Genomic DNA, 12,308 nt, shown 5'->3' with positions numbered 1-12,308 from the left:
CTCTGCGCAACTTTTTTTTGCGTCAGGCCATTCGCGGCTTCAACGTCACCCAGTAGCGGGTGAAGTGCTGCACGTCGAGCTGCAAGGTGTCCGCGACTGCGGCGATGATCTTTTCGGTGTTATCCAGCGGGAACGTGCCTGACACACGAAGGTCCGCCAAGGCGGGGTCGCAGGCCAGGTGCCCACGGCGATAGCGGCTGACGTCGTCGAGAAAGGCCGCCAAGCGTTGGCCTTGGGCAACCAGCATGCCTTGGCTCCAGGCAGGGGCAACGGGGGGCACGGGCTGACGGTCGAGCACGCCCTGGCGGTTGAAGCTGGCCTGCTCCCCGGCACTCAGCAGAAGGGGTGGATGGGGCTGCAGGGCAGGTTGCACCGACAAGCTGCCCTGATACACGCTGACCTGGGTGAGCTCGGCGTGCTGCCTCACATTGAACTGCGCCAGTGTCGATGCGAGGCGGCCATGCACGGTGTCCACCCACAGCGGCCGGCTATCGGCGCGTGGCGAGCGGCTGATCAGCATCTCGCCACGCAGCAACCGCAAGCGGCGGGCCTGGTGATCGAATGCCACATCAAGGGCGCTGTCGGTGTTCAGCTGTACCTGGGTGCCATCGGCCAGCGTCAAGCGCCGTTGCTCGCCGATGCGGCTGTGGTAGTCCGCGCGCCAGTCTTGTACCAGCGCGGCGTCTTTCAGGTACCAGGCGCCGGCACCTGCGGCCATCAGCAGCGACAGTTGCTTGAGCGCCGTGCGCCGCGACGGCTGCTGGCGCAGCGCCGCGTTGGCCAAGGGGCGTTGGCCTGGGCTGCGCATGTCCTGCATGCGTTGGGCGAACACCTGGGTCCGTTGCCAGGCGTGCTCGTGCAGCGGGTGCGCCTGGCGCCAGCTCATCCAGGCGGCCAGCGTGGCAGCGCTGACGGTCGGCTCCTGCAGTTCAAGGTGCCAGTGCATGGCCTGCTCGGCCACCTCACCCGGGATCGACGCTGAGCCCTGGCCGTTCATGGCAGGTCCAGGCTGTGATCGAGCATGATGCACAGGGCGCCTGCCTTGACGATGTAGCGTTTCACCGTGGTAATCGACACGGCCAGCCGCTCGGCAATGTCCGCGTGCCCCAGGCCATCCACCTGCGACAGCAGGAACGCTTCGCGCACCGGGCGCTCCAGGCCGTCGAGGGCGGCGTCGAGGGCGATCAGGGTTTCCAGCAGGATGGCCTGAGTTTCCAGGCTGGGCGCAACCTGTTCGGGCAGTGTCGCCAGCGCCTCGAGGTAGGCGCGTTCGAGTTTTTGCCGGCGAAAATGGTTGCACAAGACGCTTTGCGCCACCTTGGCCAGGAAGGTGCGGGGTGCATGCAACTGTGGCACATGTTGTTTGTTCAACAGGCGCAGGAAGGTGTCTTGCGCCAGGTCTGCTGCGCTCTGCGAGCAGTTCAGCCGCAGCCTTAGCCAGCGCGTCAGCCAGCTGTGTTGCTGGCGATAGAGCAGGGCCACATCGCACAGAAGGGGATCAGGGGAAGGGAGCATGGAGTGCGGCCGCCGCAGGGGTCATTGTTGCAAACGATAATGCTTATCATATATACGGCTTAGGCCGCCCTGCAACACGCGCGCACGGCAAATGCCTTGGCGGTCTCTGGTCCGATATAAAACTGCTGCCCACCGGGAAGGCGCACACTGGCTGTAGCTCAGATCATCTGAGCATTGAGAGGTGTGTATGACCACTGGCAAGCGCTTCACAGAGGCTGATGCCCCCGCTGTCGAACCAGGGCACGGCGAAGACTGGCCAACCGGGAAAGATGAAGACGATACCGAGGCACAGACGCCGACGGAAAGCCAAAGAGGTTCCGGCCATCCCGACCCGTCAAGAGCCTCTGAGGCAGAGCGGTACAGCTATCAGCCGAAGCAGAAAATCAGGCCGTAACGCTTGGCTAAACGGAAGGACGTACAGGCGGCAGGTAGGGAAGCAGGCGTTCGGTCTCTTTCCTGACCACCGCGTAACACTCGCAACTGAGCTGCTCCAGGTGTGCCCTGTCGAGCACCCTGATATGCCCCCGGTTGTATTCGATCACGCCCAGCCGCTGCAGTTTGCCAGCGGCATCGGTCACCCCTTCGCGGCGCACGCCCAGCATGTTGGCGATCAGTTCCTGGGTCATGCACAGCCGGTCGCCCGGCAGGCGGTCCAGCGACAGCAGCAGCCAGCGGCACAGTTGCTGGTCAATGGAGTGGTGCCGGTTGCACACCGCCGTTTGCGCCATCTGGGTGATCAAGGCCTGGGTGTAGCGCAGCATCAGCATCATCAGCTCGCCATGGCGGTTGAACTCGTCCTTCAGATGCTGAACTGGCAGGCGATAGGCGTGCCCGGCGCTTTGCACGATCGCCCGGCTTGGGGTGCTTTCGCCGCCCATGAACACGGCGATGCCAACCAGCCCTTCATTGCCCACCACCGAGATTTCTGCCGAGGCGCCGTTCTCCATCACGTACAACAGCGAAACGATGGCATCGGTGGGGAAGTAGACGTGGCGCAGGGTGTCGCCGGACTCGTAGAGCGCCTTGCCAAGCGGCAGGTTGGCCCGTTCCAGGTGCGGCTCCAGCCGGCCGAACGTCTGCGCAGACAGAGCGGCCAACAGGTGATTTTGGCGGGGATTGAACGTAGATTGCATGCTCGGGACCGTCGAGGGCAGCGTCTATCAGCATAAGGTTAGCCCCTGCGAGCACGTGCTGCCTCAGTTGATGGGCAAGGGTGACGGCTGGTACTCGGCGATCACCTGGTGCAGTACGCCATCATCCTTCAGCGGCAGCACCGCCTGGGCCAGCCGCTGGCCGTCGAGGGTCAAGGTCAGTTCGGCATTAGCGCCGTTGCGTACTTCAATGCGGTACGGGGTACTGCCGAATCGGTAGTGCAGGGTGTAGCCGGGCCAGTCCGCTGGCAGCAGCGGCTGAATCCGCAGGGTGTCCCCGCAGCGTTGCAGGCCCAGCAGGCTCTCTACGATCAGCCGATACATCCAGCCAGCGGAGCCGGTGTACCAGCTCCAGCCCCCGCGCCCTGCGTGGGGGGGCACGGCGTAGACATCGGCGGCCATCACATAGGGCTCGACCTTGTAGGTGTCGATCAATCCGTTGCTGCCTTGGCGCACCGGGTTGATCAAGCGCAGCAGTTCCCAGGCCTTGGCAGCATCGCCCAGGCTGGCATAGGCCATGCTCGCCCAAATGGCCGCGTGGGTGTACTGCCCGCCATTTTCGCGTACGCCGGGCAGGTAGCCCTTGATGTAGCCGGGGTCGAGGTCGCCGTGGTCGAAGGGTGGCTCGAGCAGCTTGACGATGCCGATGTCGCGGCGCACCAGGTGTTTGTCCAGCGCGGCCATGGCGGCCCGCGCCCGTTCAGGTGGGGCAACCCCGGACAGCACTGCCCAGCTCTGCGCCAGCGAGTCGATGCGGCACTCCTGGTTGCTGGCCGAACCGAGCACCTGGCCGTCGTCGAACCAGGCGCGGCGGTACCAGCCACCGTCCCAGGCATGCTGCTCCAGGTGCTCGGCAAGGGTGGCGGCCTGGCGGCTGCACTGCAGGGCGAAGGCGCTGTCGCCGTGGCCCAGGGCGATGCTGGCGAACGCCCGCAACACCTCGTGGCCGAAGAACCCCAGCCACACGCTTTCGCCCAGGCCTTGTTCACCGACGCGGTTCATGCCGTCGTTCCAGTCCCCGCTGCCCATCAACGGCAGGCCGTGAACCCCGTATTGCAGAGCATGCCCGAGGGCACGCTGGCAATGCTGGTACAGGCTCTCGACCAGGTTCGCCTGGGTGGGCAGGTCGTAATAGGACTCTTCGCCGGCATTCAGCGCACGCCCCTGCAGGTACCCGACCGGCTCGTCCAGCACTGCGTGGTCGCCTGTCAGTGCCACATAGCGGCTGGTTGCCAGCGGCAGCCACAGCAAGTCGTCGGAGCAGCGGGTACGCACCCCGCGCTGCAGCGGTGGGTGCCACCAGTGCTGCACATCGCCTTCGGCATACTGGTGCGCGGCGCACGTCAGCAGGTGCTGGCGGGCCAGGGCTGGGGTGGCGTGGAGCATGGCCATGCTGTCTTGCAGCTGGTCGCGAAAGCCGATGGCGCCGCCGGACTGGTAAAAGCCGCTGCGCGCCCAGAAGCGGCAGGCAATCACCTGGTACAGCAGCCAACCGTTGGCCAGCACATCCAGGGACGGCTCGGGGGTTTCGATTTGCACGCTGCCCAAGGTGTCGCGCCAGTAGGCCTGGACCTTTGCCAGAGCGTCCAGGGCCGCGCGCAGCCCTCGGTATTGCTGCACGCAGTGGCTGGCGGCCTCGGCGTTTGGCCCGGCACCCAGGCGCAACACCACCTCGCGGCTTTCGCCCGCTTGCAGCAGGACGCTGACCTGCACGGCCGTGCACGGGTCCAGCCCGGCGCCGGTGCGCCCGGACAGCCGCGCCTGGCGCAGGCCTGCCGGGGCCTGGTAGTCGCCATTGCGCCCGAGGAACTCGCTGCGGTCACAGGTAATGCCATACAAGGGCAGGTCGCAATCGACAAAGCCCACATGCCGGGCAAATGCTTCGGCATAGCGGTTACGGGCAAACACGGCGCCGCTGGCCGGGTCGATTTCAGTCACTACGTGCATGGCCGACTTGCTGCGCAGGTCGCCCAGCACCCACTCGACAAAGCAGGTCACCGTCAACCGCCGCGCCTGCGTCGAGCGGTTATGCAGCTTGAGCCGACTGAACTTGATCGGCGCATCCAGTGCGACATACACCCACAGCTCACTGTCCAAGCCGTCGTCGGCATATTCGAAAACGCTGTAGCCAAAGCCATGCCGGGTGCGATAACGGCCAGGGCCTGGGCAAGGCATTGGGGTGGGCGACCAACACTGCCCGCTGTCTTCGTCACGCAGGTAAAGGGCTTCGCCGCTGGGGTCGCAAACCGGGTCATTGTGCCAAGGCGTCAGGCGGTATTCGTGGGCGTTCTCGTACCAGGTATAGGCACTGCCGGCCTCTGACAACACGCTGCCAAATTGTGGGTTGGCCAGGACATTGACCCACGGCGCCGGGGGTGGCAGGCCATCAGCGTGGGCGATGAGGTACTCACGGCCATCGGCGCTGTAACCGCCGTAGCGGTTGCCCAACATCCGCGCCGGTGCGTCTGCCAGCGAGCGACTATCGGGTTTGCTCGGGGGGTAGGTCAGGGTCGCCTCGAAGGCGGCGGGGGTGGGCGGTGTGCGGCGGTGATGCAACTGCTCGGCCAGCGTGCCGTGGCTGTCGCTGAGCACCAGCCGCGCCACCGACAGGGTAAGGGTGCGGTCCTCTGCCGACAGTTGCTGCGCCGGGCGCACGAAGATCCCCCCGTGGCGATCGAGCAGCGCAGCCTCGCTGCCGGAGGTGACGATGCCCATGATCTGCTCCTGCAATTGCTGGCGATAACCGGCCTGGTCTTCGTTCCAGATCACCAGGTCCAATGCCAGGCCCTTCTGCCGCCAATAGGCATGGGCGAGCACCATTTGCTTGACCAGGTGCAGGTTGGCCGGGTCAGCAATCTGCACCAGCACGATCGGCAGGTCCCCCGACAGCCCCTGGCCCCACAGGCCCGATTGGCTGCGCCGGTTGCGGGCCAGCAGGGCGCCGCTGGCCCGCAGCGCCGCGTTGGGGTAGAGCACCGACGCGGCCATCTGCTCGAACAGCCGGGCATCGTTGAGCGACCCATTCAGCTGTCGCAACTGCACCTGGCTATGGGGCCAGGCCAGGTCGAACACCCGGTCGGCCAAGTGCCGGTCGCGGTACCTGGCAATCTGCTGCAGGCAGGCGTCGCGGCTGTCGGTCACGCCGGTGACCAGGTCGACCGTGGCCTTCTGGCCAGGCGCCAGGCTGATGCGGCAGCGAATTGCCACGATGGGGTCGAGCACTGCCCCGGCACTGTCGGACAAGGCCTCGGTGTGGCGGTCCAGTGCCGCCGGGGCCACCAGTGTGCGGCCACGGCCGATGAAACGCGCACGGTCGGTTTCGTAAGACACCGCATCGATGTCGGCACCATGCACGGCCAGCACATGGCACATCCACGGCACCGCGTCCTGCTGCGAGCGCGGCCGCCGGGTGCAGATGATGGCCTGCAGTGGGCGGACCAGTTCGGTCTGCACGAACAGCTTGCTGAATGCCGGGTGCAGGGCATCGCTGAGCGCCGGTGCCAGCACCACTTCGGCGTAGCTGGTCAGCTCCAGGGTGCGCGGCTGGTCACTGTGGTTGGTCAGGTGCAGGCGCCGCAGTTCGATGTCGTCTTCGGGGGACACGGCTATTTCGGTATGGCAGTCGAAGTCGTTTTCACGGATGCGGAACTCGGCGCGGCCATCGCTGAAAATAGCCTCCTGATTACTGCCGCGGTGCCGCGTGGGCTGGTAAGTGGTTGACCAGAATGCACCGCTGGCGACGTCCCGCAGGTAACAGAAACTGCCCAGGTCATCGCGGGTGGCGTCTTCGCGCCAACGGGTCACGGCCAAGCCATTGCGCTGGCTATAGCCACTGCCGACATGGTTGACCATGACGTGATAGCGGCCATTGGAAAGCAGTTGCACGGCGGGGTGGCGGCGATTCGGTTCGCTGAACACCCGTAGCCGGGTTTCGCCTGCGTGGCCTGCCGCGTCCACGGCCGGTGCCTGCAGGGTGTGCAGGTACGGCGCGGCGGTTTTCGGCACGCGTTCCTGTAACAGCAGCAGGCTGGCCTGGCATTGCGGGTCGGAGGTGAAGCGCCGTTGCATGGGTTTGCCCAGCAACAAGGAAGTCAGGGCCAGCAGGCTCATGCCCTGGTGGTGAGCCATGAACGAGCGGATCACCACGGCGCTCTGCCCCGGGGGGAGCCGCGCCTCGCTGTAGTCAATGGCTTCGTACAGCCCGAAGCGGCCAGCCAGCCCCAGTGTGCTAAGGCGCTGCAAGTTACGGCAGGCGGCGCCCGGCGCTACCAACAGGGCCAGCGCACTGGCGTAGGGGGCGACCACGCGTTCTTCGCCCAGGCCGCGTTTGAGGCCCAGGCCGGGTACGCCAAACGCCCGATATTGGTAGTTCAGGTGAGCGTCCAGGGCGTTGTAGGCCGACTCAGAAACGCCCCAGGGGATGCCCAGCAGGTTGCCGTGGTCGATCTGCCGTTCGACCGCGGCGCGGCAGGTCTGGTCGAGCAAGGTGCCTTCGTAGCTCGGCATCACCAGCAGCGGCATCAGGTATTCGAACATCGACCCCGACCACGATAACAGCACCGGCACGCCGGCATTGCTGGTGAGTAGCCGGCCCAAGGCGAACCAACTGGCCTGGGGGACTTGGCCCTGGGCGATGACCACGAAGTTGGTCAGGCGCATTTCCGAGGCCAGCAAGTCGTAGAACGCGGTGTCCAGGCGATGCTCATCGGCGTTGTAGCCGATGGCGAACAGGTCACGCTGGCTGTCATAAAGGAAGCTGAAGTCCATGCTGGCCATGTCGGCGATCCGCTGCGCCAGGCTGTGCGCTTGCTCGATGCGCTGGCAGGCCTGCGTGCGGACAGTGGCCACGGCCAGGCGTTCGTCGGCGGGCCAGTCGTCCGGCTCTAGCTGCGCAAGCTGGCGCCAGCTCAACGCTGCCTGCAGCGCCGGCGCATTGCCGGGTGGCAGTTGCAAGGCGTGAAGTTCGCCAGCCAGGTCCAGGCATTGCTGATGCAGGGCCTCCAGCCAGAACAGGCAATCGTCGGCCTCAGTAGTGGGCGGGGCGCATTGCTGGATCAACCCTTGTACTTGCTCGGCGAGCTGTTGCATCAACGAGGCAGGCAACGGGGCCGGTTGCTCATGGGCTTGGCGCAGCTGTTTGCCCAGCGCTTCCAGCGGTTCGCCAGCACGGCCTGCGGTGGCGAACGTTTCGTGCAGGATATCGAGCGTGTCCAGCAGGCCCTGGCTCAGGCGGCGGTCGAGCACGGGGGTATCGGCCATCGCCAGCAGCCCGGGCTTCAGCGTCAGTAGCAGGGCCGCCAGGTTGCCGCTGTCCACCGCAGAAATATACAGCGGGTGCAAGGGCGCGCGGGTCTGGGTGTCGTACCAGTTGTAGAAGTGCCCCTTGTAGCGCTCCAGGTGGTCCAGGCTGTCGAGCATCTGGATCAGGCGCTGGAACAGGCGGCCGGCCGTCAGGTAGCCAAAATCATGGGCCGCCAGGTGCGAGAGCAGGGCCATGCCGATGTTGGTCGGCGACGTGCGGTGAGCGATGCTGGGGAAGGGTGGCTCCTGCAGGTTGTCGGGGGGCAGCCAGTTGTCGGCGGGCCCTACATGGCGGTCGAAAAAGGCCCAATTACGCCTGGCCAGCCGGTGCAGAAAACGCACGTCCTGGGGTTGCGGTACGAACACGCTGCGCCCCCGAGTGCGGCTCAGCCACCAAGCCAGGGCCGGGCCGAGCAGCCATAGGGCGAGAATGGGCGAGGCCAGCACCAAGACACTGGGTTGCATCGCCAATGCGCCCGTCAGTCCAAGCACCAGGGCGGGCTGTACCCATTGCTCGCGATACACCGCCTGCAGGGTATCGGCACTGTTGCGTTCATCCTCCCGCGAAGGGTTCCACTGCAGCAGCCGGCGTTTGCTCACGGTCAGCCGCCACAGCGTGCGTGCGATGGCATCCAGGCTGTAGCGGGTCTCGAACGGCAACCAGGCCAGCGACAACCCGGCCCGCACTAAGTAGATGCCCGAGGTGTGCAGGGCGGCAAGCAGGTGCTCGGCCAGCGGCACATCGGTGGTCTTGCGCACCAGTTCGAGCAGCGTGTCCAGCAGTGGGCGGGTCAGCAGCAGGCCCAGCAGCGCGACGGTCCACAGCAGCGGCGTGGCGCTGGCCAGCCAGCCCCACAGCAATGCCGTCAGCAGCGCGGCCGGCTCCAGGCTGCGGCGCAGGTTGTCGAAGATCTTCCACCGCGACAGCGCGCTCAGCGGGCGCTGCGCCTGGCCTTCGACGCCGGTGCGCAGCCTCGGCACCAGCCACGGCAGCAGTTGCCAGTCACCGCGTATCCAGCGGTGGCGGCGCTTTACATCGGCGCTGTAACGCGCCGGATACGCCTCGAACAACTGCACGTCACTGAGCAGGCCAGCATGGGCGTAGCAGCCTTCGATCAGGTCGTGGCTGAGTACACGGTTGTCGGCAAAGCGCCCGTCCAGGGCCCGCTCGAAGGCATCCACGGCGTAGATGCCCTTGCCAATGAAGGAGCCACTGAGGAACAGGTCCTGGTACACGTCCGACACCGCCAGGGTGTAAGGGTCGACCCCGGCATCGCTGCCGAACAGGCGGGCGTAGGGGGAGCGCGACACGCTGGGCAGGCTGATGCCGACCCGTGGTTGCAGGATCGCGTAGCCTGACAGGATTTGGCCGCTGTCGGCATCGAAGCAGGCGCGGTTCAAGGGGTGCTGCATGGCACCGACAAACTTCTGCGCCACATCGCGTGGCAACTGGGTGTCGGTGTCCAGGGTGATGACGTAGCGCACCTGATCGAGCGTGCGTAGGTCGCCGACGATGCGTATGAAGCGCTCGGCCCCGTGTCCACGCAGCAGGGCATTGAGCGCTGCGAGCTTGCCGCGCTTGCGCTCGTGGCCCATCCAGCATCGCTCGGTGGGGTTCCACAGCCGCGGCCGGTGCAACAGGAAGAAGCGCTCACCGTATTTTGTGTTCAGTGCACCAATACCGTCACTGGCGAGGTCGAGCAGGGCCGTGTCTTCGGCGCAGGCTTGTGTGGGGGCGTCCATGAAATCGCTCAACAGCGCGAAATGCAGGTGCTCATCACGGTTGGCCAGGTAGCGCACCTCGAGGCCTTCGACCAGCTCTTCGACGTCGGCCGCGTTGCCCAGCAGGCTCGGCACCACGACCAGGGTGCGGGCCTCGGCGGGAATCCCCGCGGCGTAGTCCAGCCGTGGCAGAAACGCAGGCTTCACGGTCAGGGTCACCAGCCAGTTGACCAGGCCGATGGCAAGCCGGCTGGTGGTCAGCAGCACGGGAAGGGCCATGGCCGCCACTGCCCAGGCAGGCCAGCCCTCGGCTGCCATGCCCGCGACGAAGCCCCAGGCCAGCAGGCACGAGAGCAGTGCCGACGGCACCAGGTAGAACGCCAGCGGTGCCCGGTGCAACAGGCGCTGCCAGCGCTCGGCAAGCGCCACCCGCGCCCCCAGGTGCTGTTCCAGCAACGCCAGGCCAGCGCCTGCCAGGTAATAGCCGACATGGGCTGCCTGTGGGTGCGACGTCGCGCTCGCGGCACGCGCCAGTTCGATGGCGGTGCGGGCCACCTGTTCTTCACTGAAGGCGCTGTGCCGCGCCAGCCGTTCGACGATGTGCCGATAGTGATCACGGCTGGCGAAGTCCATGGCTGCGTACACGGCGGCGGGGTCTTGGCCGAGTACTTGCTCGACATGGCTCAGGTGTTCGACGAACAGCCGCCAGTCCACGGTCGACAGCAGCCGCAGGCTGCCGATGCTGTTGCTGATAGAGACCTGGTCGATGGCCTGCTGTTGCGCATCGAGCTGCACCTGGCGCTCAATGCTCATTGCCGACTCGCCCAGCAGTTGCTCGATCCAGGCCAGTGGCTGGGTCAACGCGCTGCTGTGGCCCTGCAGCCGCCTGGCCAGCTCGGCGACGAAGGCGGCGGTCATCGGTGGCTCCGAGCGGGCCATGTCGGCCACCACCAGCACCACGCTTTTGGCATCGCGTTCGGCGGTTTCGCTGAGGGTGTCGGCCCAGCCATTGGCCAGGTCGCGGTCCGCCCCGTTGGCCATGACCCGGGCGGCCACGCGGCGCAGGTTCTCGATCAGCGCCAGCCTCAGCATGATCGGGATCGCCCAGAGCTCGCCCAGGGTCAGCGTGGCGGTTTGCTGATAGGCCTCGACGAATTGGCTCAGGCTCTCGACGTCCACCCGGCCGTCGCCGTGGCAGATGGTTTCCAGTGCAATGTCATAGACCCGCGGCAAGCCGTTCGAGGGGCCATTGTCCAGCCGGGGCAGTTGCAGGCTGTAATCGCTGGGCAGGTGGCGTTTGGCGATGCGGATATGGCTTTCGACCAAGTAGAAGTTGTCGAGCAGCCACTGCGCGGCTGGCAGCGTTGGGCGTGAGTCGGGCAGGGCGGCGGCGAGGGCAGTACAGCTTGCGTAGAGCATGCGTTCGTTATCGGCCAGGCGGTCGAGCAGCGAATCGTCGGCAGGCAATTGGCTCAAGCGGTGCTGGCTGGCGAGCCAGGTGCCGTGCTCGGCCAGTTGCTTGGCGCTGTACAGCTCCGAGCGCAGCAGGCTTTCGTAGGTGAACGCGTGCCGTGGCGCGCGCCAGCGCCGGGCGCGGTTGGCCAGGCGTTGCACGTAGCTGAGTGCGCTAAGCCAAGGGTTGTCCATAGGTGTCGGGTGCCGTGAGCTGGCCGGTCTAGTAAGTAGTGTGTGCGGCGCGGGCATCGCGGGTCTGTTCGGTAGCGAACAGACCCGCTCTGGTTGAGGGCACATGCTGGTCCTGCGTCCCGATGAACTGTTCCGCCATAGGAGTTTGCCCCCGTGCTTTCCCTCGCCTTTATGCCACCGGTACCGGCGCCCCTGTACAAGCCGACCGTGTCGCCCCAGCAGATGCTGGGCATGGTCTGCCATGACCTGCGGACGCCGCTGCAGGCAGTGAGCATGGCTGCAGAGTTGTTGTCGCGTCGTCAGCATTGCGACGATACGCTCAGGCTGCTGGGCACCATCAGCGATTCTGTGGCGCGGGCTCAGCGCTTGGTGGCGGACCTACTGGACTACACGTTGTTGCAGGAAGGGCGAGGCATCGCCCTGCATCCAGTGTTGTGCGACCTGTCAGAGGCCGTTGCGCGGTGCGTGGAAGAACTGCGCTTGACCTGCCCCGATTACCCCTTGATTCACCTGCACCTAGGCGAGCGCAGCGCCCTGTTCGACAAAGACCGCCTTCATCAAGCCATCGGCAACCTGGTCGCCAATGCCGTCGCTTATGGCGAGCGCGGTGCGCCCATTCAGGTGACATCTCGCAGCTACGGGCGTGCAGCCACGGTCAGCGTACACAATTGGGGCGTACCCATTCCTTCCGAGCTGCTTGGGCGCCTGTTCGAGCCGCTGGTACGCGGCCAGCAACGGGCTGCAAAGGCCGGCAGCATCGGGCTGGGGCTGTTTATTGTCAGGCAGATAGCCCAGGCGCATGCAGGTGAAGTTTCGGTCACATCGACAGAGCAGGCGGGTACTACCTTCTGCATCACCCTGGCGATGCCGGTACCGCAGTGATCACATGACCCGCCCTTTGTAGGAGCAGCCTTGTGCTGCGAAGAGGCCGGCGACAGCACCGTTGATCTTCGCAATGTTCACTGGCCTCTT

At 65.8% G+C, this 12,308-nt stretch carries 5 protein-coding genes; 1 reads left to right on the top strand and 4 read right to left on the bottom strand.

Annotated features, from left to right (window positions below; all coding sequences use genetic code 11):
- Window positions 1–22: 22 nt before the first annotated feature.
- The 4 genes from ACMCNM_RS20395 to ACMCNM_RS20380 form a co-directional block, all read right to left on the bottom strand.
- Entirely contained in the window at window positions 23–997 is a 975-nt protein-coding gene (locus ACMCNM_RS20395) for a FecR domain-containing protein (RefSeq protein WP_412765292.1), read from the bottom strand.
- Window positions 994–1,515 (bottom strand): sigma-70 family RNA polymerase sigma factor, encoded by a 522-nt coding sequence (locus ACMCNM_RS20390; RefSeq protein ID WP_099454554.1) that lies wholly within the window; start codon window positions 1,513–1,515, stop codon window positions 994–996. Before ACMCNM_RS20390 ends, ACMCNM_RS20395 begins: the two co-directional genes overlap by 4 nt.
- A 401-nt stretch (window positions 1,516–1,916) precedes the next feature.
- On the bottom strand, window positions 1,917–2,648 hold the full coding sequence (locus ACMCNM_RS20385) for a Crp/Fnr family transcriptional regulator (protein ID WP_412765291.1): 732 nt from the start codon (window positions 2,646–2,648) through the stop codon (window positions 1,917–1,919).
- Window positions 2,649–2,711: 63 nt separating this feature from the next.
- A complete protein-coding gene (locus ACMCNM_RS20380; protein WP_412765290.1) occupies window positions 2,712–11,336 on the bottom strand; it encodes a GH36-type glycosyl hydrolase domain-containing protein in 8,625 nt (2,874 codons plus the stop codon).
- 153 nt (window positions 11,337–11,489) lie between these two features.
- Here ACMCNM_RS20380 and ACMCNM_RS20375 point away from each other — a divergent pair, with 153 nt between their 5' ends.
- Window positions 11,490–12,218 (top strand): sensor histidine kinase, encoded by a 729-nt coding sequence (locus ACMCNM_RS20375; protein WP_412765289.1) that lies wholly within the window; start codon window positions 11,490–11,492, stop codon window positions 12,216–12,218.
- The last annotated feature ends 90 nt before the right edge of the window (window positions 12,219–12,308 follow it).

Source organism: Pseudomonas sp. NGC7 (genome assembly GCF_047159675.1).
In the GTDB taxonomy this organism is placed as follows: Bacteria; Pseudomonadota; Gammaproteobacteria; order Pseudomonadales; family Pseudomonadaceae; genus Aquipseudomonas; species Aquipseudomonas kermanshahensis.
This window is presented reverse-complemented; position numbering and strand designations above follow the sequence as displayed.

Excerpts from the sequence above, each read along its gene's own strand:
- ACMCNM_RS20390 (WP_099454554.1), bottom strand. The coding sequence starts at position 1,515 with ATGCTCCCTTCCCCTGATCCCCTTCTGTGCGATGTGGCCCTGCTCTAT.
- ACMCNM_RS20395 (WP_412765292.1), bottom strand. The coding sequence starts at position 997 with ATGAACGGCCAGGGCTCAGCGTCGATCCCGGGTGAGGTGGCCGAGCAG.
- ACMCNM_RS20385 (WP_412765291.1), bottom strand. The coding sequence starts at position 2,648 with ATGCAATCTACGTTCAATCCCCGCCAAAATCACCTGTTGGCCGCTCTG.
- ACMCNM_RS20380 (WP_412765290.1), bottom strand. The coding sequence starts at position 11,336 with ATGGACAACCCTTGGCTTAGCGCACTCAGCTACGTGCAACGCCTGGCC.